Genomic DNA, 24,391 nt, shown 5'->3' with positions numbered 1-24,391 from the left:
CCCCAGATACAGTTACAGAGGGAGGGTCATATGGGGCCACTGAGCGTTCGTGAGTACCTGCGTGTGTCGCGAGACCGGACTGGAGAGGGAAAAAGCCCAGATCAGCAGCACGCCGAGAACCTCGCCGCGATCACGCAGCAGGGCTGGATATTTCGTCCGGACGCACCGTATCGAGACGCCGACCGTAGCGCCAGCCGGTACACGAAGAAGCAGCGTGAGGGCTTTCAGCGCCTCGTAGACGATCTCGAGTCCGGTGATTTCGGCGCGGACGTACTCGCGGTCTGGGAGTCAAGCCGAGGCTCACGACGTGTGCGCGAATGGGCGGACCTGATCGATCTCTGCGCGAAGAATAGGGTGCGGATCTGGGTCACCACTCACGGCCGACTCTACGATCCGCGGAATTCTCGCGACCGGCGCAGTCTTCACGAGGACGCGGTCGACGCAGAGTACGAGTCGGACAAGACCTCGGAACGGCTCCTACGCAGCGTTCGCGCGTCCGCGGAGCGAGGCGTCCCTCATGGCAAGAACTTGTACGGGTACGTGCGCGTCTATGACTCGCAAAGCCGCCGTCTTCTCCGCGTTGAGGAGCATCCCGAGCAGGCAGCAGTCGTGCGGGAGGCTGCAAATCGGGTCCTCAACGGCGACTCGTTCCGCGCGATAGCTCGGGACTTCAACACGCGCGGGCTTCCTGCTCGGCGCCCAAGTCGCGTGGAGCAGCGGAGCGACCTCGGCTGGACAGCGCCGGCAGTCAAGCAGATGCTGACGACGGTCGCCTACGCCGGTAAGCGCGAGCACAAGGGCGAGATCGTTGCAGACGCTGTCTGGCCGGCGCTCTACGACTTCAGCACGTGGCAGAAGCTGCAGGCGCTCATGTACCCGGCGTCGCGCCGTCGAACGAACGACTGGCCGGCGAAGCATCTGCTCGCCGGCATCGCGATCTGCGCAGTATGCGGCGGGCGCCTGCACGTTGGTCGCCAGAACGCCGGCAAGAAGAAGCTTGATTCCGACGGGAACCCGCTGCCACGGCAGACGTATAAGACCTACGTGTGCGACGGAGCGTCGATGAGGCCCGGCGCCTCCGACGGCTCAGCGTTCCACGTGAGCATGAGGGAAGAACTGCTCGACGAAATCGTCGTTGAGCTTCTCTTCGAACGGCTCGAGCGACCAGAGTTCCTCAATCGTAGTGAAGACGAGGATGGCAAAGCCGATCTCGAGCGCAAAGCCCTCTTGGCCGAGATCAGAGGTTACGAGGAGTATCTCGAGGACGTTCGCGCGCAGGCCGCTGTACAGATGCGTTTCGACCTGATCGTTGACCAGGAGGCTCGGATCGTCCCGCAGATCGAGGCGGCACGAGCGCGACTCGGCAAGTTGTCGACACTGGACCCGCTCGTGACCCGGCTGGTCTCGGAGGGCGGCCTCCGAGACCGTTGGGCAGACATGAAGCTCCCGGAGAAGCGACGTCTCATTCGTGCGGTCTTGACGCCGATGGTGAAGCCAATCGGCCGGGGCTGGCGCGGCAAGCAGGGCCCGAACCGGGATCGTGTCGCCTTCAACTGGCACTGATCCCGTGTCGACCGATGCGGGCTCAAGCGATCTCCCTCGATCTACCAGTCCACCTGTCAAGCAGATTGCCTCGGCATCACCGATGATCACAACTTCGTCCGAGGGGCCCTAGCCAGCTGCTGGTTCGGCGGGACGTGATTCGTCTCGCTCACCACTTCCTATTCGCCGCACGGTGCTCGATCGCCGCCTTCGGTACGGTGGCGAGCGTGAACGACGCTCCCCACGACGGCACCGACACCCCCGAACCGGCACAGCCGCGCCGGACCGCTCCGCAAGTCGTCGTGGTTCCGAAGGGCGGCGGGATGTCGGAAGTGCAGCGCGCCCGGCTGATGGGAGCCATCGTCGGCACGGGCGTCATGGACCGGATCGCGCGCGACTTCGCTCTAGACGCAACGCCCGTCCTGAACGCGATCCAGGCGTCCTTCGCGCCATCGGTCGAGCGAATCCAGCAGATCTTGGAGTCATCGTCGTTCACCGACTTCAGAGACCAGCAGCGCCGTCTTCTAGAGTCGATGAACTGGACAGCGGTCGGGGCGATCAGCGACCAGCTGAGCGAGATGAGCCGGCGCATCGCCCGCTTCTTGCCGACCGCCGACGAGCTGCGGCGTCGCACGTTGCCGGCGAACCTCCGGCCGACGAGCATCCCGTACGACCCGGACATGTTCGCGCTCTGGATGGAGGAAGGCATCGCCGTCGCCTACGTCCTGGACGAGGTCACCATCCAAGGCCTCGTGCGAGCCTCAAGCCCGCAGGAACGTCGCGCCGTCCTCAGCCGTCGACGCGGCGCGATCCTCGACACGTGCGAGCAGCTGCTCGCCGACGTGCGAGCGAGCTCCGTGCAGCGGTACGTGGAAACCGCTCGGATGGCCCTTGCCGGCGTGCGCGACGGCCACCACCAGATGGCCCAGACCTGGGCGGCGGCGAACCTGGAGACGCTCGCGAAGGAGCACCACGGAGACATCTGGCCGCAGCTCGTCGACCGGAACCAGCCTGCCCCGAAGCTCTTCCGCGCCTTCTTCTTCGTCGGGCAGCTCCGGACCGTAATGGCGAACATCAAGGACGGCCCAGTGCCGCTGAGCTTCAACAGGCACGGCAGCGTCCACTTCACCACCACGCGGCGGCACTTCTCGAAGCTGAACGCGACTCTGGCGATCGCACATTTCGTCAGCGCGATCAGCAACTTCGACGCCGCCGCCAGGCAGGCGACCGCGCGACGCGCTTGAGCGTCACAGCGTCTCCTGCAAGGCGTCCCACGCGCGCGCAAACTGCGCGGACACGTCGGTCCCGGCAAAAGCTGCACGCGTCGTCGTCAGACGCGGCCCGGCGGCGTGTGCGCTCGACAGCCGCTGCACCTCCTCGCGCGGGATCTCCCGCGCCCACTCGAGACGGAACGTGGCGCGGTCGAACCGGATGCAGATGGCCTGGTCGAAGTCGAGCTCGTCGTCTCCAAACTGGAAGATGCGGCGGTCGCCTGCTGGGAGCTCCCGGACCTTCCCCTGCAACCGGCGTCCCGCCGCGTCGACGAGGTCGATGCTCTTCGCACTCACCGCCACCAGTTCACCGCCGTACACATCGAGAGCGAGCCGCTCCCCGATCTCGCCGATGAGGTTCCCGGTTCGGCTCACGCCTCGGCCACGCAGCGCAGTCTCGATGTCGGCGATCGCCGCCAGATGCTCTTGCCGTCTCGACATCAGCACGCGCAGCGGCAGCCCCTTCAGCTCGCTCCAGGACTCGCTCACGCCTCGACGCTACCGCCACGCGTCCTGGTCAGGCAGATGCTGCAGCAGACGAAGGGCGTGTGCGCCGGCCTGCGCGCGTTGCAGCAGCCGTGCCCGACCTTGCGCGGGCCCGTTCCGTCTTCGCCGCAGGCGCTCCACGTTTGGGGGCTCTCGGGGCTCCCCTGTTGCATGCGAGTATTGCTCCACTCGATCGCTGGAGCCACCGATGACCACGCTTCCCCCTCAGCCTCCCGAGGGCTGGTACCCGGACCACACCGACGCGTCGCAGCAGCGATGGTGGGATGGACGGCATTGGACCGGCGCGACCCGACTTGCGGAGACCGCACCTCCCACCCCGACGCCGGCACCCCTGTCGACGTCACACCGCGCAGACCCAGAAATGTCGGAACCGATCCCGGCAGCGTCTTCGTCAACGGCCGCCGCTGCTCGCAGCAGTGTCGAGGATGTCGGCCCCGGCCAGCAACGCGACAAGTCGGTCAGCGCCAGCGCTCCTGCCACCGCAACCGCGCGGCCCCGGAGCCACAAGCGACCGAACCCGAACGCCGGCGCGATTGCATCCGGCTGGATTGCCGCTGTCGTCGGGGCAGCCCTCGGCGCTTTCCTCGGCAACATCGCCAACGGCATGCTCGGCGCGATCATTCTCGGTCTCATCGCCGGGATCGGCTTCGGCTGCTACTTCTACGCGAAGGAGCGCAAGGAGCACTCCGCCATCGGCCAGTCTCACACCGGCACCCTCGGCGGCGTGACCTTCACCCGCGACCGGATCTCCTACGCGGGAGACAGCCAACCGATCGCAGGAGCGAACGTCGAGGTACTCTCCTCCGGACAGATCAGCCGTCGCTTCGACTGGGGCAACACCATCACCGGCGCCGCCCTGCTCGGGCCGGTCGGCGCGGTGCTTGGGGCCGGAGAGAAGAAGACCGACGACCGCGAGCTCTACCTCATCGTCACCGGCAGCCAGAAGCAGTGGGCTGCACGGCTCAACCCGAAGGACACACCTTTGGCCCACGGTTTCGCTGCCGCCGCGAACAGTGCCGCGAAGGCAGCAACACGCCGCACGGAGTAGCCGTCGCCCCGCGGCAGTCGCCAAGCCCTCGGTACTTTCTTCGTGCCCGCCTTGAAGTGATCCTTGATGGGCGCTGACCTGCCGGACCCGGCATGATCGTTGCCCCCTGTCTCTGCATGATCCGAGGAATGTTTTCACCGAGCCGGGGTCAGGGAGCCTGTGAACGCTGATCGGGACAGGGCCCGGCTCGGCCGAGTGCTGTTCGCAACGTGGACGCCGAGGCCCGACGCTGTTGGTCCAGGTCGATCAGCTCCTGCTTCAGAGCGAAGGACACGTCATGGAAGTAGTCACCGTCGGCCATCGGCAAAGGCGAACATCACGCCGTCGCGCTCGACCGAATCGGCAAGCGAGTGTTCGACAAGGCGCTTCCCAACGACGAACACCAGTTACGCAAGTTGATACGCGGTCTGAAGGACCGGCTATGGTGCGCTTTGTGGTGGGTCTACCCGCCAACGGCGCGCTGCCACTCGCCGTCGCGCAGCACGAAGGCGCGCTCATCGGGTATCTGCCCGGCCTCTCGATGCGAGGCTTCGCGGACCTGCACGCAGGCGGAGCCGAGACCGACGCCCTGATGCGGCGATCATCGCGAAGCGGACCGGACGCTGTCGCATGCGCTCTCGACGAAAATCTCGGCTCGCCGCTGCCGCAATGACGCTATCCGCGCGGCCAGTCGCGGGCCGCGAGCGACGCCGCGTTCGTGCCGACCACGACGTCGCTCTGCTCCGACAGCGCATGGGTGGGCCTGCGGTGCGAGGCGGCGGCCGTCCCGTCAAGCGAGAACGCTCAGCCGGGTGCCGAGACGCTGCTCGCTCGCTGCAGCCATCGCTACCGGTGACGGGTAATGCTGCACAACGTCCAGAACTGCTGGGTGGTTTAGGTGCAGGTCGAGGACCCGCTCGAGCGTGGGATGGCTCTGCGCATACAGGCCGCGGGCGGTTGATGGTCGCGGTGATCTGTCCGACGAGGTCGTCAGCGAAGCCGCAGAGCTTGAACAGTTCCGCAACCCTTTCATCGGCGAGCTCAATCCAAGCAGTCGCATCACGCGCCGCTAGCAGAACCACGGAGGCACCCCCCGAAGTGGGGGCAAACGGATTGCAAACGTACTCTGCATGGCTCACGAATGCTGCTTGACTATCACCTGTTCGGCAGACGCCGAATGCACAACTTAAAAAGATCTAAATCCCGGCACTGACGAGTGCCGGGCGCGATATCAGCCACAGACCGACTGATTGATCTCTCCTTCTCCTGATCATTCGTTGTGCTCTAGATACATCGGAGCATGAATTGACCCACCTCACCACGGAAACTCGCGTGCCCGCTTCCCGCGGCAACTTCGGCCTGACGCTGGCGGAAGCCGCTGAACGGAGCGGCTACGGCGTTTCGACGCTGCGGCGCCACATCAAGGACGGCGGACTCCGGGCAGTCAAGGCGAAGGGTCGCGTGTACATCCGACCTGACGACCTCGATGAGTTCGCCGAGCCGGTTGCAATGAACTCGACAGAAGAGAGCCTGCAGGAGTGGGCAAAGCGCGTGGCTGCGCAAGCGCCGCCTTTCAGCGCCGAGCAGCGCGCGATTATCCTGAGCGCGTTCGCGACGACCCTTCGCGACTGATGCAGCCGACGACTCAGGTCTTCACAAGCGCATCCAGCGTTCGACGCCAGCCGACGCTGAGCGCGCGGCAGCAAGTCTCGCCTGCCCCCAGAAGACCCGGGCAATCACCGTCTCGGTAGGAGCCGCGACGGCTCGACCTAAGCGCTTGCTCGGGCTGTGCCTGAGGCCTCCTCACGAATAGAGCTCGGTCCGGGTGGTGACGTTGGTGACGTCACCGAACGGACCTGCAAGCAGCCGAGATTCGTTCGTAGGACGAATGGCTCGAGGAGCACCCGATCAGTGAACTCCTGAGACATCTCACGATTGCTTACGACCAGCGAGCTTCTGTTTCAGAACGTCACCAACGTCACCCGCGCTGCGCGCACAGCGATGCAAAGTCCCCATCGAGCATCTGCTTCTCTGCGCGCGTTACGTCCGACGGCGCCGAAGCCCAGGCGCTGGCGGCTCGAAGAGCCGTCCGAGCCTCGCTCGAGCCCGCACATGGGCCCGAGCGAGCCTGCAGCGCGCCCATCGCACGGTCAACAAGAAGGCCCCGGCGCTGAAGACGCCGAGGCCGACCAACCACCAGAAAGATGATCTTGAACAACACCATCGTATCTCAGTCCACCTTGCTCGCCGAGCTCCAGGATGGGGCGGAGTCGCACCGAAATCAGGCCCAGATCGCCTACGAGTTCGCGCTCGGCAACTTCGGTCGCTTCCTCTTCGTCCGCAACATGGGCTGGATGGCCTTTGACGGCACCCGCTGGGTCATCGACACGGGGCTTACGCAGGACGCACTGCTTCGTACGCTTCGCCGCCTGCGGCTGAGGGCGTCGAACGAGATCGCCAAGGGTGAGTTCGAACACGACGAGGTCCTGGCTCGCCGTGGGAAGAATCTCTTCGCCCTCGTGCAGTCGTGCGAGAGCGCCGGTGGCCTTACCGGCGTCCTCAAAATCGCATCAAGCCTTCAGGGAATGACGGCAACGATCGACCATCTGGACGCAGACCCGGACATGTTGAACATGCCGAACGGCACGCTCGATCTTCGAACCATGCAGCTTCGTCCTCACGACCCGAGCGATTTGATCACCAAGCTGACCCGCGCTGCGGCGGACCCGACGAACCTGATCCAGTCCGGACCGTGGCAGGGCTTCTTGGATCAGGTACTTCCGGACGCCGACGTGCAACGCTTCTTCCAGAGACTCATCGGGCTGAGCCTGCTCGGCGAGGTTCGCGAACACATCTTCCCGATCGTTACCGGCGAGGGGCGTAACGGGAAGGGCGTCGCCTACACCGCCTGCATGGACGCCCTGGGCGACTATGCGGCGGTGGCGGAGGCCGGGCTCTTCGAAGTCCAGCGGGGCGGTAACGCTCAGAACGCGACCCCCGGCCTTGCGAAGTTGCGGGGCGTGCGGCTGCTCGTCGCTTCAGAGCTCGAGGAGAACGCCCGGATCTCGGCAGCGTTCATGAAGCGCATGACGGGTAGCGACGAGATCACTGCCCGCGAGCTGTACGGAGCTCCGTTCCAGTTCACTCCGGCCTTCCTCATCCTCATGATCACGAACTTCCTGCCGAAGCTGCCCGCGAACGATCCAGCGACGTGGGCACGAGTCCGCGTCGTGCCGTTCAACGTGGTGATCGAGAAAGCCCAGCAGGATCCTGAACTCAGCTCGAAGCTCAAGCTGGACCGCGACGCCGTCCTCGCGTGGGCCATCGAAGGCTTGCAGGACTACCTCGCCAACGGCTTGAACGAGCCCGCGTCGGTCGTTCTGGCGACGAAGGACTACGCCAACTCCCAGGACGACGTTCGCCGGTTCATCGAAGCCCGCTGCCTCATGCACCCACAGGAGGGAGACACGACGACGGTCCTCCTCGCCGCATACCAGGCGTGGGCCTCGGACGAGGGAATTCATGCCGCGCATCAGCTCGGCCGGTCGAAGTTCGGCGAAGCCCTCGACAAGCTCGGGATCCCGGCAACACGGATGAAAAAGGGCGCCGTGCGCGTCGGACTGCTCGTCGATCCGACGGCTGCGTGAAGCGCGATGTTGACCTTCAATCGATCAAGTCCGGCCCAGTGCGCGGCAGCTGAGGACGGTACCCAATGCCCCATCGCTACGCAGTGCGCAGTCGCCTACACACCACCGGGTGCCTCCGCGCGACGCATGATGCACGATCGCGACGGGCGCGTGATGCCGCTGGCATCCTGCGCACCGGCGACTGTCGCCGGCCCGACGAGCGACCAGCGAGTTGGGCGCCTGGGGCCGCCGAAGAGCGGCCCTCGAAGCGCGAAGCGCGTCGGAGCCCCGCAGGGCACCAGGAACTTCGGAGAGCGAAGCGGCCGCGAAGTGTATGGGGCTACACCTTCTTCTGCCGCGAAGGAGACGACCACCCTCCCGAAGGTGCACTGGGGTGGTGGTCAGAGTCGCGGCAGAAGAAGCCCCTCGGGAGCTTCTTCTGCCGCGAAGGAGACGACCACCCTCCCGAAGGTGCACTGGGGTGGTGGTCAGAGTCGCGGCAGAAGAAGCCCCTCGGGAGAGTCGCCGAAGGCATCGAGGGGTGCGACGACGAAGTCGGTGCAGCGCTCGATCGGCGTCGAGGGTGGCGAAGCATGAGCTACACGATGACGTTCGACGCCTCTCACAAGGTGGGACGCGGAGGGCACGCGCAGCGCTTCTTTCGCCACATCGCGCGGGAGGCTGATCAGGAGGCCGGCTTCCACTTCGTGCAGACGAACAAGAACATCGTGCCGGAGAGGACACGCAACAACCGCACGCTGATCAACGACGGGGCCGGCGACTTCCGTCAGCTCGTCTCGGTCGATGGCAGGCCGCCGTCGGCCGAGTTCCAGACCTACTTGGAGCGCCGTCTCGCGACAGTCAAGCGCCCTCTGCGAAAGGACGCCGTCCTGGTTCGAGGCCTCATCCTGCAGCTCGATCCGAAGTGGTTCGACGAGTTCAACCCTGACTGGCGGACGCATGGCCCCAACAAGGACGCCGTCGACTACATGGGCGCCTCGTTCGATTGGGCGACAAAGGAGTTCGGGCAGGCGAACGTTCTCGGCTTCTCGCTGCACCTCGACGAGTACAACCCCCAGCTCCAGGTTCTCATCACGCCCGTGACGCCTGATGGGCGCCTGTCTCAGAAGGACTACTTCAAGGGCCCGGGCGACCTCCGTCGCCAGCACAAGGACCTCCGCGAACACATGGCAGCCGCCGGGTACGACGTGGAGGATCGCGTCACGGAACGCTCGCGTGAGCACCTCAGTAGCAGCGAGTTTCAGGCGAAGGCCGATCGGCTTCGCGGAGCGACAGCGGATGCGGAAGCCGAGCGAGCGGCGTACGAGACGCTGCAACAAAGTCTCGGCAACCGAGCGAAAAACCTCGACCAACGAGAAGCGACGCTCCGAAGCCGAGAGGAGTCACTCGCCGCCGCTCAGCAAAAGGCTCTGAAGGCGCGAGAAATAGCGGACGAGATGGGGCGCGAGGCCGCCGCGGCTCAGGCAGCCGCCCGGCGGGCTCGAGAGGAGGCAGAGACGGAGCGCGAGCAGCTCCGTGGATTCAACGAGAAGCTGGACCGACTGCCGCCGTACATCGAACGCTGGCTCGACAAGCGGCAAAGCAACGGCAAGCCGCTACGCGAGGTCTACGAGGCGGACGTGGCCCGGGAACACGAAGCGCGCGTCGAAGCGCAGCGACTAGTCGAGGGGAGCACGCCGCGAGTTCGGCGCTCGGACCGGGAGGCCAGCTGGTGACCATTTGATTGTCACACGTAGGCCAGATGACGGCCACTGACAAGCAGTCCAGTATCAGTGGCCGTCAAACGGTCAGCTCGCGCCCATTATGGCCGGATCAGGATCATTTCGCGGTCACCTGTCGGCCACTCGCTGGCCCAGCTCTCGATGGCGACTATTGCGGGCGTGACGTGGCCATACGGTGTCCATCTCCCGGCCAAGTCACGCCCAGACGTTCACATATCGCAAAAATCTGTCCCGACGACCCGTCACCCACCCTCGCTACGCTCGCGTCATGTACCTCGACGCGCCTCGTGGCTTCCGTGACCCGGCGCATGTGGCGGCTCGGAACGAGCTGCTTGAGTCGGCCGAAGCGACGCTGTCGCTTGAGGCCTGGGCGCGCAGCGTCGAGGACAAGCGTCGTACGCGGCAGCCTGAGATCGTGCTCCCGCACTTCGACCCAGCGGAAGCCGGCGTCGGTGCCCGTGCGTTGCTGCTGCTCGAAGCGCCCGGACCGAAGACGGTCCCGGAGTGGGGCGGCTCGGGCTTCATCTCCGTCGACAACGACGACCCCACGGCACAGAACAGCTGGCGGACCCGCAACGAGGTCGGGCTGCACGAGCATATGCTCGCCTGGAACGTCGTGCCGTGGGTGTTGGGACGCGCCTCCGTGAAGCCGTCGAAGGCCGAGCTCGCGCAGGGGTCGCTGGAGCTTCGAGCGTTGCTCGACCTGCTGCCGAACCTCCGCGTCATCGTGCTCTCGGGCCAGAAGGCACAGGAGGCGTGGGACGCGCACCTGGACCTGACGATCGGCGATCGCTACCGCGTGCTCCGGACCGTGCACCCGGCTGGGCAGTCGTTCACTCAAGCCGGGGCGAAGGAGCGGTTCGCCAAGACGTTGGCGAAGGTGGCCGAGCTCGTCGCGTAGCAGGGCACTCGTGAGACGTTGCCCGGGAACAGATCGTCCTACGTCAGTACCGGCTCCAACCAAAGGCGAACACGCCCGGAGTGCATGGATATCCAGATTCCGGGCTGTTCGTTTACGAGCAGATTTCGCGCAGCACGACTTTGGCTCCGCTAGCACTGTTGTCGATCCTGCAAGCATCCCAGCGTGACCAGACACGAATCACCAGCTTCCGATTCAGACTCCGACGGCGTCCGGCGCCTTTCCGAAGCTCTTCGTCGCCTCGGCGGAGATCGCTCCTACCTGCTGCACGGGCTCGTAACTCTGATCGAGACGCTTGAGCCCATCCGACCCCACGACCCGTCCGACGACGATCAGCGGGCGGCGCTCGTCGAGCTCGGCGTATTCACCAAACAGTCCTTCGCCGAGACACAGCGTGAGGTTGACCGAGGGGAACTCCGCCTGCACGAGATCAAGACTTGGCTCACCGCGGCGCGAGACACGAGGTCGCTCCGAAGCATCGCGCGGTTCCTCCACCTGTCCGAGGACGAGGTCCGCGCGGAAGTCGCGAAGCATCGGCTTGTCGCCGTCGACATCGGCGGCGAACTTCGCTTCCCGACCTGGCAGCTCAACACTCGTCCCGTCGGGCGGGTCCTGCCACACCTCCCGGAACTGGTCCCCGCACTCGAACAGCGCTGGGACTGGATCTCCATGGGCGGCTTCTTCGCGACTCGCCAGGAAGATCTCTACGGCGAGGGCATCAAGACGCCCGCCGCATGGCTTGAGGACGGCGGAGACCCAGAAGCTGTGCGTGAGATCGTGGAAGGCGGCGGACGATGGTAGTCGGCAGGCTTGAAGAACCGCGACGCGTCACGGCTCAACGCATCGGTTCGACGCATCGTCGGAGTCCTCGCTGTGATCGAGGCTCCGAATGAGCGACGGCGACTCCCTAGGCTCCTCAGTCAGTGGCGCGACCGTCCACCGTCTCAGCGAGGCGCTCCGACCGCTGGTCGACGATGTTGACCTGAGTGTCGACGCCATCGCTTCAGCCCTCGAAATCGTCAAGCCACGAAAGTCGCCGTGGCGAGATCGCGTCGCCGACGTCGCTGAGGAGCTCATCGAGAGGAGCGCGTACGGCGAGGCCGAGCAGTTCGATACGGAGAACTTGGCAACTCGCTTGTATCTCGTGCTCGACCCTGACGATCAGATGACGGTCGACCTCACCATGTCTCGCCGATGGGTACTCGAGCTCCTTCGCTGGACGCCCGAGGAGCTGGACCACGCGTTGTCTGTCGGCCAGCTGGTCGCAGTCAGGGTGCTCGGGGTGCTTCGGTTCCCTCGCTGGCAGTTCGACGTCGAGGAAGCGTGCATCGTTGATGGAGTGCCAGAGCTCCTTCGAAGGATGCCAAAGGGCTGGCGAATTCGCGATGCCGACGAGTTCTTCAGCGCGCCGCACCGTGAGCTCGTTGTCCAGCAACCTCAATCCCCCAGCGCTTGGCTCAGATCCGTGAAGGACAGCGATGCCGTGGCTGCGATCCTCGCCGACCTCCCACCTATCGATGCGTGAAGCCGGTAACAATGCCGTGCTGTGGACGGTCCGCCCGACCCGCCAAGGAGACCCTTGAACGACCAAACTGACGATGCAGCTCACCACGACTTGCATCGCCGCGAGATGCTGGCCAGTACGGGCCATCGCGTGCCCGACACAGTCCTGCTAGCGCTCCTCCAGGGCGTCACAGCCAGTGAATTAACCGCCACCGAAGCGATCGGGCATGCTCTTGACTACATCGATCACCACCGATCGCCCACAACGACGCCAGCGGAGACCGACCGTCGTGTCTCGTTCAGCGACGGCGCGAGTGGCGCTGAAGGCGGCGCCGTCGTCGATCCGAACGCTCGTGAACTGTTGCGTCGCGTTGCAGACGGCCGCATGACTGCCGACGAGGCGCTGCCCTTCCTAGTCGCGCTGGTCGGCGACCGCAGTTACGTCTCAGATCTCACTGCTCCGACGGATCCCGGCTACAACGCCCTGCCGGTCGCGTACCCGATTGACCTGCAGCCAGACGTCGACGAGGGTCGCATCACCAGCGCAGAAGCAACCCGTCGCGTCCTCAGCGGGTACCGGGTCGACCGAACGCTTCGAGCAGCAGTAATCCCGAGCGACCTCGACGCCAACCGCGACTTCAAAGATCCCGAGCTCTCGGACCTCGTCCGCGACGTCATCCGGGGCACGCGCTCCGAGGATGACGCCATATCGCGTGGACTCGACCGGATCCGCCGTCGTGCGCTGTGACACTCCGGCAAAGGCCATGAGACGAACCAGTCTCGAGAAGCGCCAAACAGGAGTTCCGCTCCCCCATCCAGGCGCCGCCATCACTCCGCGGCCCCCTCCTTGGCCCAGGCCTCCTCGGCAGCGTCGATGCTCTTCTGGAACGACGGCACGAACCGTGTAATCGCGCCGAAGTCTTCCCTGGCGACCTGCAGGGTGAGGCCGGCGGTCGACCGCTTCCTCACAATCTGCGTCTCGACGGCGACGGTGTACGGGACGTCAAGGGCGTCGAGGTGCCTGCTGAGCTCGGTCGTGTCCTTCATGTACTCGCCCGCATCGCGACTACGCCAGATGCAGAGGCCGCGTTTCTCGTCGAGCCAGACGTGGCTACCCGCTCGGAACAAGCCGATCAGGGTCTGCTGTGCTGCGCGCTGTTCAGGAGGCATAGGCATGTCACGATCGTAAGTGAGCACCTTTCGTTCCCCTACGGTCGCCGGGAGCCAAGATCAGGGGTCAGGTCAGCGCCTGCGTTCAGTTCCTGAACGCTGCTTGTGATCCCCACGGCTCACGGCTACGCTGCCGGCATGCACACCGTTACCGTCAGCCGCCAGGGCCGAACCTGGTACTACGACATCGACTCCATCGGATCCGGACAGGCTGACTCGCTGGCCAGCCTCCCAACTGCCGTCAGTAAGAAGATCAACGCTCCGCTCGGACAGAACCTCAACACGCAGTGGACCTGGACCGACGACTTCGTCATCGAGGCGATGGCGATTCACCAGGAGCGCGCGGAGCTACAGCGGCGCTCGGAAGCTCTCGACGTTATGACCCGTGAGAACGTGGTCAAGCTCGCCGATCAGGGTCTCACCGCACGCGACATCGGGACGCTCCTGGGGATCAGCGCCGCACGGGTTACACAGCTGCGATCCCCCGGCTTCGCCTTCGGGGATCCTGACGACGTCGACTCCGTCGTCGAGGTCATCGTCGTGCACACCGACAAGGGGCCGGTGACCCTTCACGGTCGCGGGACCCATCCGCCGGAGCTTGAGTACGAGGGCCGCACCTACCGCGCGACTGGCGGTGCCCACGAGGCCAACGGCGGGCCGATGAAGTACTCGTACGTGCCGGTCGACTGAGCGAGGATCACCGGCGCGAGCGTTGCTTCGCCTGGCGAGGGCGTCGCTCCAGCAGCTCCGGGAAGGTCATGATCTCGAGCAGCATGAGCCATGCGAGGTCGGCGATGCGCGGTGATACTGAGCCGTTGTGAGCTGCGAGCAGAGCCCGATCCCGAGGCGTCGGTTTATCCATCCCGTGCTGGCTGTTGCGGAGCACGCGAAGCCAATCCCTCGCCGCGGTCGCAAGCGGGACCACCACATCGACCCCCTGCGCGTCCGGCAGCAGTATGCCGTCGGGGTGCATCCGGGAGTTCATGACGAAGCCGTTCTGCACCTCGCGAAGAGCATCGACTGCGGCTACCGCGCGAGGCATCAGCACCTGCTGCACGTCGGTGGGGATGTGGCGGCGCAACCGCTCGAGCAGCCGTTCCATCTGGTTCAACGTCGTCGCTCGGTCTCGCGACAGTGATGAACTCACGCCTGCCGCTGAGTCGAGAGCATGAAAGAGCGCGAGCCGACGAGCATGGTCATCCCGAGTCGATCCGATCGTCTGCGCGGACCGGCAAATCTGCTCGAACGCCGCCAAGCGCTCGACGGCCGCGGGTGAGTGGTAGACGCTGTCGACGACGTAATTCGCTGGCTGGGTCAGCTGGGAGAAGACGACGTCGAGGCGAGCCACCCACCATCGCAGCGTTGACCGGAACACCTCGGGAGCGATCCGCTCCACGTCGGCGAGCTCGTCGTACTCACCAATCGCACTGTCGCGCTGGGAAAGCGCGAGCAGGTCAGTCGCTTTGCCGTATGTCGCGTTGACTGCCGCACCGAAGGTCACGACCAAGACGCCGCCGGCTCTCGCAATCGTCGTTGCCCACACGTGGGGCGAGAGGCTTGTCACTAGCGGCTCGAGGTAGGCGGTGAGCCCGTAGCCGGCGTCGTTCATCAATCCCGCTGATGACGCGAAGGTTGTGCCATCGGGACGGTATTCAGGGCGCTCCGCGACGGGGTGCAGCATGGCGCGCGCGACTCCGTACCGATTCCCAAGGATGGGCGAGGTCTGGATCAAGTACAGGGCGGCTTTCGGCAGCGCTTCCTCTGAAAGGGCTTGCATCATCTCTGCCAACACAGCGGGGAGCTCTGCGGCGGTACCCACACCCATCGCCCGCAGACGGAAGCCGAGGAGCGCGGCGGGCAGGTTCCCGGGGTGTCGTGCGCTCAACGCCGCCTGAACACGTGCTGCGCGCTCGCTGGTGTCATCTCCAGCACTGAAGACGTCATAGGCCTGCAACCGTGACGGGGCCGCCTCGTATCCGACAGTGTTCGCCGGGTCGGCGCCCAAGCCCAAGCGCGAGACCTTGACGAGACCGGGCCGCTCCCCGACGACGCTCTCGCGATTTCGGCCGACGAAGCCGTCCTTGGTTCGTTCGAGATCCCAGCCTGCGAACGGACCGGCCTCCTCGGGGTGGCCGCCGATGAGCCACTCCGGGATGGCCATCCGGACTCGATCAGCGCGCAGGAGCGCGTAGTCGTACGGGCCTGAATCCTGGGAAGGCGGCGTCGCCGCACCGTCTGCGTCGACCTGCACGGCGCCAGCCTATGGGGACTCTCTGATGTCCTGGCTACCAGGCCTCGTTGTCGTCGGGCATCGGCGCCAGCAAGTCGTCGATAGTCTGCCCAACTCGGTGCACTTCCGCGAGCACCTCGGGGAACGCGCGAACGCCGCGGGCGCAGACCGCGAGGACGATCTCCTCCCCCGCTTTCTCACTCATCGGACACCTCGGCGGCACGACGAACCTTCGCGCGATCAATGATGCGCAGGAGCAGGTCGGCGAGGTGGATGATGCTCGCGGCTTCGATCGGGCTGTCGTACTCCACGGTGCGGTGGCTGGTCGGGTTCTTGAACGCGCCAATCGCACCGACGAAGAGGCTGAGCACTGCCTCCTGTTCCGCGGGGACCTCTCCGGCGTCCGCGAGTGGACCGCCGACCTTGAACGCCTCGCGCATCAGGTTGACGCCGACCTTCCCCTTCCCGAGACCGGCTGCCTCACGGACGTGGACTTCGACTTTCTGGGTGGCTGCGAGGACAGCGATCGCGTAGTCACCGCGCTCGAAGTTCGGGCGAGCAGACACGTCGAGGAGAGGGTGCAGCTCAGCGTGCAGCCGCATCGACGCTTCGATGTGCGTCACAGAGCCTCGCTCGGCGGCCGCCATGCCGTCCGAAGTGAGCATCCAGTACGGGCCGTGCTGTGCCTCCGCGGTGGGTCCGATCAGGCCGCGCGCGAGCAGCCAGCCGATCGCGTCGGCCGCGAACTGCTCGACGGTGGGGCTCTGCACCGACGTCAGCGCTCGCGTGCTGTGCCCGTCGTGCGTGCGCGCACGGTGTTGAGCGGTGCCGACGATGTCCGCCACGCTCCAGCCTCTTCTCTCTTTCGCGGTCATGGCCCTCAGGACGAACATCCCGCCAACGGCGGGGCTGGCGTCGTCGATGTCGCCGAGTGAGATCCACTCCCCCAGGATCGGCACTTCAATCGGCCGGTCCACCTGGGCGACCTTCGACTTCGCGTACACAGCTCTCCCCTCGCCAGCGCCTCGATCTGTCCCAGTGCGCTGCCGAATTACGTGTCCAGAACGGCCTTGTGGCCCCGACCGCGTCGGTTCCGATAATAGGGATTATCGGAACGTCTTGGCGCGGGGTGAAGTGACAAGCGTCCGAGCAGGCCGCGCATACGGCGATCGTGGCGATCCACGACGACGAGGTTCCACGACAGAGCGGCAGAACGAGGCCGTTGTGTGCACCGCAAGCGGACAAGCTGCGGTCGGCCTCACAGCAGCTGCCACCTAATGGTTGCTTGCCGGCGCGGATCGAGGGTGTGCTTCTGCTCTCGGACTGGGGCGGCCTAATGATGCGTTCGCGAGGTGCTTCACGATTCGGGGTGCTTACGGCACGTCCCTCGGGCGCTTCGTCGTCTCCGCATCACGCTCCCGGCCCCAGCACCGGGACGTCATTGACAACCTCACAGCGGCCGTGGCCTGGGCGCGGTGGCACGACCCGGACATGAGCACCGAGGTCTCGCCAGAGACGGCACTCGCGGACGTCGACGCGTTCGTCTCGACGCCGTCTTTCAAGCGCGATCCAAACCGGACGGGCGCCGGTATCAGGGTGGTGAACGTCGCGGCGACATACCGCAGTGAGAAGTCACGACCCGGTGTCGAGGCGGAGCCGGTCAGCCAGGTGAGTCCGCGTTTCGGCCGGGCACACTGGCGGCGCCAGCAGTTCAGGTCCGGCGTCTCAAGCCATCCGCCCGTTGGCTAGGCCGTCCCACGTCTGGTCGCCTCGCGCGGTCGAAGTCGATACACACGAGGAGCGATGTCGGCGCGGTGTGCGTTCATCAGCACCGAGGCGAAGCGGATCAGCTTGCTCTCTCCAACGTCCCCTGCGCCCGGGAAGAACAAGGCCCCGCTGCTCATTGAGCAGCGTGCCTTGTCGCGAGGAGCGGTGATCAGCGTTCGTAGCCGACGTCGGCGCGTCTCTGATCCGTGTCGTCGCCGTCACATCACTCCCCGCCTCATCTGCGAGCTCGTCGGCGGACAAGCACACCCCCGTCGGACACACCAGGGACTCGTCGACCTCAGCACACAGCGAAACTGATGCCAGTGCTGCACCCTCAGTTCCTGCCCATGCGCGCCAGTGACCGTCCTATCGGTTCTAGTGGAAGCTACTGAAAGCGACTCGCGGAATCTGTTGACGACGAGATGTTCTGTTGCACCCACCATCGGGTGACGAGACGGCCGAGGTCACCCCGCTTGGTAATAGCCCTGTCGCCGACTAGCCCAGCAACGTTCAGGGTGATCTCCCCATAACGGTCCGACGCAGTGATGGTTCCGATCTCCATCCGGTCAATGCCGATCCAAAGTGAACTTGCACCAAAGAGAGGGTTGGAAGCAGGTTCTTCCACGCAAGAAACCGACGATTGAGGACGCGGCAGACACCTGAGCTCGGTTTCGACCCAATGACTCAGAGGCACCGGCGAGTCCGCGTCCGAATGGTAGAACCCGTAGGCTAAATCGATTTGATCCAAGAACCGAAGCACTGTCGGCTGAAGTGTCTCCGTGTCGAACACCATTTCAGCCTCGTAGACCCAAGGCGTGGATGAATAGGACTCAGTTTCAGGATCGTCGCGAACGTCGGATGCTCGAAGGAGAACCGTGCCGCGGAGCTGATTATCGCTGCTTACGAGACTCGCTAAACCGAGGAATTCTACACCCGAGAATGACCCCCATTCTCGAATGCAGTCTTGAAAGCAAGAGATCCAGTCGTCGTCGAAATACGCGGAAGAGAGAAGTCTAAGTGTAACTTCAAGGGACGCGTTTTGAAGCGACACGCTCTCCGCGGACGCGAGAGAGTCTACAGTCTTTCCACCGCCCGCCACCACGTAGGTCTTCAGCGCGCCGTCATTCGTGACTAGAATCGCTGCGCCGTATTTGGTGCGTTGGTGCCAATAGTGGTGAGCAACTACGGCGTCCGCCGCACCAGTTTTTACGCTACCCTTTCTCCCCGCGGGACCCGCTGCTCGAATTTGAGCAATAACACTGAGTCGCCACCATTCGGGGTTTGACTCCTCTATTTGAGCCCCAACGGAACGCAATGCTGATCGGATACCGCGCTCGATCCCGGTGTCATTTGCACGGGCGGCCGAAAGAGAAGATACCCCATCAACACCCGCTACCTCGAGCAATTCAACCTTTACATTATGCAATGATTCAATGACATGCTGGGCAAGTTCGACGCAAACGATGTCGGGAACCACAACGATGACACCGTCCGCTACCAGGTTGCGAATTTGATCGAGAGATTTTCGCGCTAGGGCGCCTTCATGGAACGAATTGGTATCTAGCACAAGTACTCTTGCGGCCTCGACCTGTTCGGATGCCAATCGTGGAACCTCCTGAAAGCGTCGCTCAACCTATTCCGTATCAAGGTCGACCCTATCGTGATGCCGAGTGCAACCACGGCCCAGGACGTGCGACTTGACGATCCTTGCAAGGCAGGGAAGGGCAGGGCTCCGCTCCCGCGCGGTGGTATCCAGCACCGTCGCTTGGCGAGTCGCGCCATCAGAGGATCTGGGCGGCTGGGTCTACAGGGAGGGACCGGCACCTCGAGAGTCGCCAGATCGACACGGTTGGCGGGAGAGCCGGGGATGCTGCGTGTCGCCTGGTGGAATATCGCCGCCACGGCTGCTGAGGGCACCGTTCCCATTTTCGCGCAGCGGGCTCACGGCAGCGCAATTTAAATCACTCTCAACGAATCTCCCAATGCGCGCCGTCATCGGCGAGTCGCAGGCGCATGCGTTCCTTCGGTTCAACCAAGCCATGCAGGACGTCGTGCATATCTCGTAGCACCGTTTCCGCGGCGGCGAAGTAACCGTGACCCAGTAGAGACAGATCGATCTTCGAGACTTCGACGGTGTGCGCTTGTGGGACGACCGCAACTGGGGGAGTCAGGCCGACACGGTCGGAACCGCCCCGGATAGACCGAGATATACGCAGCACGCGATCTCGCTTGGACACATAAACAGTTGAACTATCCGCGACCAACGGATACTTCCGCGCGGCGATGCGAAACTCGTCAACATCGAGATCCGGCGCGGCGAGCAGCACCGCGCCGAGTTTGACCCCACCTCGCTGCGCGGCTTGCATGAGGATATCGACCGCCCCCGAGTATACGAGGTTTCCCATGCTGTGCGCGAGGATATCAATGCGTTCTACCCCAGCAGCGTCGCGGAGGGTCTGCAGGAACTTCACGAAAGGTTCGGCGCTGATCCTGGCCGAATCGGCATCGTAAAGGTACAACTCCCGAGAACCATGCGATGGCCAGCTGAAGAAGGCCATAGCCCCGGGGAACTTTAGGTCATACCCGATTTGAGCGGCGCGAATGGCCGACTCCTCAAAAGTGCTGTTGAATCCATGCAGGTAAACGAGGGCTCGGGATTCGACATCGGGCGTAGAAGCGATCCAGTGCCGTAGCTCTGCGGCGATCACGGCGGCGTCGGCGACCCCTACTTGAAGGAGCTCGAGAGGCGCGTCGCGCCCGAGGTGCGGCAGGCGTTGCCACCAGCCCATCCGGCCCACCGATCCGAACTGATGCGCTTTCGGAACGTGCACGTGCGCGAGCCCGTAACTGACGGTATCGACGTCACGTTGATGGCCAAACGTTCCACGACCGGAATGCTTTCTATTTGTCGCGAACCACACGGGATAAATTTCGCCGTCCCGTTCGACAGCGGGGTCAGCAGTCTCATCCAGGGCCCGACCCAGCCAATCGGCGTCCTTCTCCGCGGCTCGCACGCCGTCCTCCATGCGGGAATCTGCGGCACGGGAATACACTGGTGCTCGGCCCGCTTCCGGCCGTTGGTAGTCGTCTGCCACAGCGGTTGGGGATTGCATTCGGTCGCCGAGGGCGGAACGAAGCCGCTCCACCTCCCTGCCCCATTCTTTTCGTTCAAGATCCCGTTCAGATTCGTCCGCAGCACGCGCGGCACGCAGACGCTCAGACGCCTGGACGGCGGCGGTCGCCGCGGCTCGGGCTTCGGCCACCTCTGCTTCCAGTTGACCGCGGACTTGCTCCGCCGCGATCGCGTCTACGCGCGCTCGTTCCGCTTCCAAACGAGACCGGCGCTGACGGATGGAGAGCCGCAACCCCAGTGTGGCGGAAGCGATGGCAAACACAACGCTTAGCAGGGTGGCCCAGATAGTTCCGTCCACAGAGACCCCAATCCTTTGAGCACACGTTCTGGACGCAGACTATGCGAATACTTCCGCTCGCACAGCGGCAGCAAGCGAGTGCGCCGGTTTCAGACCGTCTATCGCTCGCGGAATTGCCTAGTGCCGCCCCGGATCCATGGCCGCGATTGGGCACCTCACGGTCAACCGCATGACCGCCAGATGCTCCGTACGTCGAGGCCCGGAGCGCCGATCGAAGCCGGCCCGTGAAGTGGCTGATACGCGGCGTTGGGAGCGGAGTCTGGAAGGTTCCGAGGTATGAGGGGCATCACCTGATCTTGGGGGGACCTCCTGCCGACAGGAGGACACTCGCTAGTCTCACCGCATGGAAGCGTTCGAGCAGTTCGTGGCCCTCGCGATGGAGACGGAAGGCTTGGTGGTTTCGAGCGCCCTGAAGTTCCCAGTCCGGCGTCGCACTCGCAAAGCAGCCTACGAGGAGTGGCAGACTCACGGGTTCGAGGTCGATCTCGTGGCCGCCCGTGCCGACCGACTCGTGCTGGCCACGGTGAAGTCCTTCTTCGGGTCTCGCGGCGTGGTCGCCTCCCACGTTCGCGGGGAAGCCCTCGACCCGCGCTTCAACGCTTTGTACGCGCTAATTAATGAGGACCTTGTGCGAACCGCAGTCGTTCGAGGGGCCGCCGAGCGGTTCGGGTTCACCGTCGACCAGGTCGAGCTCCGGCTCTACGTAGGCCGGTTCGCGGGTGGCACGAACGAGGCGGAAGTTCGACAGTGGTGCGCAACGCAAGTGGTCGGCTCAGGACCGATCGCCGTGGTCGGCGCAACCGAGGTGGTCAAGACGGTTCGCACGGTTGCGCAGTCAAAGCAGTACCGGGACGACGCAGTCCTCGCGACGCTGAAGCTTCTAGACGTGGCCGGTGCGTTGACCTGACGCTGGCGTCCACCGCGGGGACGGCCTGGTCGAGCCGAGCCAAGGTGCTCGCGACCGGCGGCCTCCGCCGCAGTCCTCTAGGTTTGAACCATGAAGCCGTTGAAGGTTGCTCGGGAACAGCAGATCGCAGTGTTTGGCGAGTCTGGCAGCGGGAAGACTGTGTTGCTCTCGTCGTTCTACGGTGCCGCGCAAGAACCAGCCTTCATCAAGAAGAGCCTGTACAAGATCACCTCAGAAACGGCAGCGCAAGGTCTGCGGCTGCATCAGAACTACCTCGGGATGAAGAACTCCGGCGCGACACCGGCTGCAAACCGCTTCTCAGCTACGAAGTACGAGTTCTCAGTCAAGCAACGCCCCAACCCCGTGTCGAAGGGCAAGAACATGGCAGCCGAGGAGCTGCGGCTGGTCTGGCACGACTACCCCGGAGAGTGGTTCGAGGAAGAACCGTCGACCGACGAAGAACTCGGTCGACGTGCAGGGACGTTCAGGGAGTTGGTCGCGTCCGACGTAGCAGTGCTGCTCGTCGACGGGCAACGACTCGTTGACAACGCTGGTGAGGAAGAGCGGTATCTCAAAGCCCTACTGACCAACTACATCGCCCACGTGTCCCGGGTCCGCAACGAGCTCCTGCCCGATGGGCAGCGACTCGTTCGGTTCCCCAGGGTCTGGATCTTCGGGCTGTCGAAGGCGGACCTCTTGCCGGAGCTGGATGCGACATCCTTCCGGGACCTGCTGGTGGAGAAGGTTGGGCAGGAGATAGCGCTCTTGCGGGAGGAACTTGCGGCCTTCGCTGAGGAGCCGGAGGCGTTCTCCTTGGGCGAGGACTTCGTTCTTCTGTCCTCCGCGAAGTTCGAACCGGGCCGGATCGACTTCGGGCAGCAGATCGGGGTGCCGCTGGTGCTGCCGATCGCCGCGATACTACCGCTCTCGCGGCAGCTGCGCTGGGCGAAAGCGCTCCGCCACGGCGGGAAGGTCGCAACCGAACTCATGAAGAACGCCGGAACCGCGATCTCGTTCCTCAGTGCGTTCGCCGTGAAGCTTCCGGGCAAGCTCAAGCTCCTCCCTGCCCTCGTGCCGTTCGTCGTCGACCCGCTCATCGAGCACGGCACGGAGAAGCTGCAGGACGCGTATGACAAAGCAGCAGACCGCCACGACTTCCTCACCGCCGTGCTGCTTGGCTTCCGCCTCGATCTCAACCGTGCTGTAGAGAACGACGTCCTCATCGAGAGTCCGAAGTGAATCTCATCTGGGCCACGCGAGGGAGAACTTGGGGATTCCGGTTCCTTCGCACTGGCGGGCTGGCAAAGCCGCTCGAGGTGTACGAGGAGGCGTTCGTCGATTCGGATGGAGCGCCCTTCGTGTTCGCCTCGCGGCCCGAGACACTTGCGGTGCGATTCCCCGATCCTGAACAGCGGAAGGACCGCGCCGGCCGGGTCATTCCCCACGAGTTCGTCGTGCTTGCCCCCGACCATCTCCGCTTTCCCGACGGCGAGAGTGCGCGTGCTGAACTCTGGCACGAGGTTGAGGAGGAATACGCCTCGATTTGGGACCGAGCGTACGGTACGGGCATCGCATAGCGGCGGGAAGAGCTGACTCGTCCGGGTCTACGCCCCGCGGGCGGCGTGCCACTCACTTCGATCACTGGGCCGACTCAAGGAGTCGGAGCGGTGCCCACACTGAGGCGATCAGCTGTCGTATAGTCCTGACATGGACGACACAGGGGGCCGACAGCATCTTGCCGAGCGCTGGACAGTTCCTCAGTCATGGTGGATCGCAAGCGAACTCTGCCGGAGGGATTCGACCTTGCGAGTCGTCCAGGATTACGCGGATGGATCTCTGCGATTGCGAGTTAGCCGAGACCTCCCTCGTGACTCAGGCGGGGAGCCACACATCACGCTTCATCCGGTCCGCGGCATTGAGGGCCTCGGTCCTGCACAGTGGAGTACCTGGCCGATGGTCTTTGGCGAGAGCGACCCGCACGCCTGGATCAAGCGAATCGAGTCGAAGTTTGGGTGGGCACTAGGCCCTACTCCGGCAACAACTACTCGCTCGTTGACCTACAGGCTGATTGCCCAGATCCTTGCCGGCACCGTGAACCAGAGACATCAAATTCGAGCTATCTCATGGAACAGCATGCTGGGTTCGACTCCACATGACTCGTCGTGGCTATCTAATTTCCGAGGCGTTGAATCCGTGCTCGCTCCGTCTGGCCGACCACAAGACCCACCTTTGTGGGTGCTATTCCGGGAAAGCAGCGCGGGCCTACTCGTTCTCTCTGAGTCGGGATTCGCCTATCGTCGCGATGGGCATAAGCCAACGGATTTGATGGCGAGGTACACAAACCGCCGCTACATGGATGACGTCCTGCTGGGCCTGTTGCCGCCTTCGCAAAAGACGATGTAATCCCACGTAGACCCAGCGCCTTAGTCGAAGCTGCGCTCGGCGCGACCACATCAAATATGCCCGACGTTCGGGTGCACTCGCTGCGAAGAAGGCGCCTTCGACTGACACACGATGGCCGAGGAGGGACTCACGATCCCGCCGCGACGCGCTCGGCTGCAGGATGAGGTCGACAGCCTCAAGTTGCCACTCGGGCGCGCTCGGCAGCGACGCGAACTCCTCGCGCTCGGCATCCCCCATTGCCGGAATGAACGCTGTTCGCCTCCGACAGTCCCCGCTATGGAGCTCAGAGGCAGTGCCTAGCATCTACTTGCGGACGAGTCCGAGCACGCCAAGCGCTTCGCGCGCG

The 24,391-nt window shown here is 64.4% G+C and carries 23 protein-coding genes and 2 pseudogenes; 18 read left to right on the top strand and 7 right to left on the bottom strand.

The window, feature by feature from the left end:
• Positions 1-30: 30 nt before the first annotated feature.
• Together Q9R28_RS00325 and Q9R28_RS00320 are read left to right on the top strand one after the other, a co-directional pair.
• Positions 31-1,563 (top strand): recombinase family protein, encoded by a 1,533-nt coding sequence (locus Q9R28_RS00325; protein WP_311205245.1) that lies wholly within the window; start codon positions 31-33, stop codon positions 1,561-1,563.
• Positions 1,564-1,769: 206 nt separating this feature from the next.
• On the top strand, positions 1,770-2,786 hold the full coding sequence (locus Q9R28_RS00320) for a hypothetical protein (protein WP_311205244.1): 1,017 nt from the start codon (positions 1,770-1,772) through the stop codon (positions 2,784-2,786).
• A gap of 3 nt (positions 2,787-2,789) precedes the next feature.
• On the opposite strand, the gene Q9R28_RS00315 is transcribed toward Q9R28_RS00320, so the two are convergent.
• A complete protein-coding gene (locus Q9R28_RS00315; protein ID WP_311205243.1) occupies positions 2,790-3,302 on the bottom strand; it encodes a DUF6998 domain-containing protein in 513 nt (170 codons plus the stop codon).
• Here Q9R28_RS00315 and Q9R28_RS00310 point away from each other — a divergent pair.
• The 10 genes and pseudogenes from Q9R28_RS00310 to Q9R28_RS00265 form a co-directional block, all read left to right on the top strand.
• Positions 3,214-3,621, top strand: a pseudogene (locus Q9R28_RS00310) (DUF2510 domain-containing protein); the annotation flags it as partial. The gene Q9R28_RS00315 and the pseudogene Q9R28_RS00310 sit on opposite strands and share 89 nt — an antisense overlap.
• Positions 3,622-3,681: 60 nt before the next feature.
• Entirely contained in the window at positions 3,682-4,368 is a 687-nt protein-coding gene (locus Q9R28_RS00305; protein WP_311205560.1) for a hypothetical protein, read from the top strand.
• Positions 4,369-4,667: 299 nt separating this feature from the next.
• A pseudogene (locus tag Q9R28_RS00300) lies at positions 4,668-4,991 on the top strand (transposase); the annotation flags it as partial.
• 661 nt (positions 4,992-5,652) lie between these two features.
• The gene (locus Q9R28_RS00295) at positions 5,653-5,979 is read left to right on the top strand and encodes a helix-turn-helix domain-containing protein (protein ID WP_311205242.1); all 327 of its coding nucleotides are present in this window, start codon (positions 5,653-5,655) and stop codon (positions 5,977-5,979) included.
• A 578-nt stretch (positions 5,980-6,557) separates the two neighbouring features.
• Positions 6,558-7,994 (top strand): phage/plasmid primase, P4 family, encoded by a 1,437-nt coding sequence (locus Q9R28_RS00290; protein WP_311205241.1) that lies wholly within the window; start codon positions 6,558-6,560, stop codon positions 7,992-7,994.
• A 572-nt stretch (positions 7,995-8,566) separates the two neighbouring features.
• Positions 8,567-9,709, top strand: a complete 1,143-nt coding sequence (locus Q9R28_RS00285; RefSeq protein WP_311205240.1) for a plasmid recombination protein — start codon at positions 8,567-8,569, stop codon at positions 9,707-9,709.
• Positions 9,710-9,983: 274 nt separating this feature from the next.
• Positions 9,984-10,616, top strand: a complete 633-nt coding sequence (locus tag Q9R28_RS00280) for a uracil-DNA glycosylase (protein WP_311205239.1) — start codon at positions 9,984-9,986, stop codon at positions 10,614-10,616.
• 183 nt (positions 10,617-10,799) lie between these two features.
• Positions 10,800-11,435, top strand: a complete 636-nt coding sequence (locus Q9R28_RS00275) for a hypothetical protein (RefSeq protein WP_311205238.1) — start codon at positions 10,800-10,802, stop codon at positions 11,433-11,435.
• Between the two features lie 88 nt (positions 11,436-11,523).
• Complete coding sequence (locus Q9R28_RS00270) at positions 11,524-12,159, top strand: hypothetical protein (RefSeq protein ID WP_311205237.1); 636 nt, start codon at positions 11,524-11,526, stop codon at positions 12,157-12,159.
• A 129-nt stretch (positions 12,160-12,288) separates the two neighbouring features.
• Entirely contained in the window at positions 12,289-12,885 is a 597-nt protein-coding gene (locus Q9R28_RS00265; RefSeq protein WP_311205236.1) for a hypothetical protein, read from the top strand.
• 80 nt (positions 12,886-12,965) lie between these two features.
• Here the strand turns inward: Q9R28_RS00265 and Q9R28_RS00260 are convergent, their stop codons facing one another.
• Positions 12,966-13,313, bottom strand: a complete 348-nt coding sequence (locus Q9R28_RS00260) for a hypothetical protein (protein ID WP_311205235.1) — start codon at positions 13,311-13,313, stop codon at positions 12,966-12,968.
• A 132-nt stretch (positions 13,314-13,445) separates the two neighbouring features.
• On the opposite strand from Q9R28_RS00260, the gene Q9R28_RS00255 reads away from it, so the two are divergent.
• Positions 13,446-13,997 carry a hypothetical protein gene (locus Q9R28_RS00255; RefSeq protein ID WP_311205234.1) on the top strand — a complete coding sequence of 184 codons (552 nt, stop codon included), beginning with the start codon at positions 13,446-13,448 and terminating at the stop codon, positions 13,995-13,997.
• A 7-nt stretch (positions 13,998-14,004) separates the two neighbouring features.
• Here the strand turns inward: Q9R28_RS00255 and Q9R28_RS00250 are convergent, their stop codons facing one another.
• From Q9R28_RS00250 to Q9R28_RS00240, 3 genes are read right to left on the bottom strand one after another with little or no spacing between them, the layout of a single operon-like run.
• Positions 14,005-15,558 (bottom strand): hypothetical protein, encoded by a 1,554-nt coding sequence (locus Q9R28_RS00250; protein WP_311205233.1) that lies wholly within the window; start codon positions 15,556-15,558, stop codon positions 14,005-14,007.
• Between the two features lie 34 nt (positions 15,559-15,592).
• Positions 15,593-15,742, bottom strand: a complete 150-nt coding sequence (locus Q9R28_RS00245; protein WP_311205232.1) for a hypothetical protein — start codon at positions 15,740-15,742, stop codon at positions 15,593-15,595.
• Positions 15,735-16,541: a TIGR02391 family protein gene (locus Q9R28_RS00240; protein ID WP_311205231.1), complete on the bottom strand. Its 807-nt coding sequence runs from the start codon at positions 16,539-16,541 to the stop codon at positions 15,735-15,737. The genes Q9R28_RS00245 and Q9R28_RS00240 overlap by 8 nt, the downstream gene beginning before the upstream one ends.
• A gap of 487 nt (positions 16,542-17,028) precedes the next feature.
• Here Q9R28_RS00240 and Q9R28_RS00235 point away from each other — a divergent pair, with 487 nt between their 5' ends.
• Positions 17,029-17,286 carry a hypothetical protein gene (locus tag Q9R28_RS00235; RefSeq protein ID WP_311205230.1) on the top strand — a complete coding sequence of 86 codons (258 nt, stop codon included), beginning with the start codon at positions 17,029-17,031 and terminating at the stop codon, positions 17,284-17,286.
• Between the two features lie 403 nt (positions 17,287-17,689).
• Here Q9R28_RS00235 and Q9R28_RS00230 read toward each other — a convergent pair whose 3' ends face one another.
• Complete coding sequence (locus Q9R28_RS00230; protein ID WP_311205229.1) at positions 17,690-18,907, bottom strand: hypothetical protein; 1,218 nt, start codon at positions 18,905-18,907, stop codon at positions 17,690-17,692.
• 364 nt (positions 18,908-19,271) lie between these two features.
• On the bottom strand, positions 19,272-20,699 hold the full coding sequence (locus tag Q9R28_RS00225; protein WP_311205228.1) for an alpha/beta hydrolase: 1,428 nt from the start codon (positions 20,697-20,699) through the stop codon (positions 19,272-19,274).
• A 379-nt stretch (positions 20,700-21,078) separates the two neighbouring features.
• Here Q9R28_RS00225 and Q9R28_RS00220 point away from each other — a divergent pair, with 379 nt between their 5' ends.
• The 4 genes from Q9R28_RS00220 to Q9R28_RS16810 all read left to right on the top strand — a co-directional run bounded on the left by Q9R28_RS00220 (position 21,079) and on the right by Q9R28_RS16810 (position 24,045).
• Positions 21,079-21,642, top strand: coding sequence for a hypothetical protein (locus Q9R28_RS00220; RefSeq protein ID WP_311205227.1), 564 nt, complete (start codon positions 21,079-21,081; stop codon positions 21,640-21,642).
• Between the two features lie 90 nt (positions 21,643-21,732).
• Complete coding sequence (locus Q9R28_RS00215; protein ID WP_311205226.1) at positions 21,733-22,881, top strand: TRAFAC clade GTPase domain-containing protein; 1,149 nt, start codon at positions 21,733-21,735, stop codon at positions 22,879-22,881.
• On the top strand, positions 22,878-23,219 hold the full coding sequence (locus Q9R28_RS00210) for a hypothetical protein (RefSeq protein WP_311205225.1): 342 nt from the start codon (positions 22,878-22,880) through the stop codon (positions 23,217-23,219). Before Q9R28_RS00215 ends, Q9R28_RS00210 begins: the two co-directional genes overlap by 4 nt.
• Before the next feature lie 130 nt (positions 23,220-23,349).
• The gene (locus Q9R28_RS16810) at positions 23,350-24,045 is read left to right on the top strand and encodes a hypothetical protein (RefSeq protein ID WP_396137140.1); all 696 of its coding nucleotides are present in this window, start codon (positions 23,350-23,352) and stop codon (positions 24,043-24,045) included.
• The last annotated feature ends 346 nt before the right edge of the window (positions 24,046-24,391 follow it).

This window comes from Curtobacterium sp. BRD11 (genome assembly GCF_031844345.1).
In the GTDB taxonomy this organism is placed as follows: domain Bacteria; phylum Actinomycetota; class Actinomycetes; order Actinomycetales; family Microbacteriaceae; genus Curtobacterium.
Note: the sequence above shows the minus strand (reverse complement) of the source record. Positions and strands in the feature narration are given on the sequence as shown.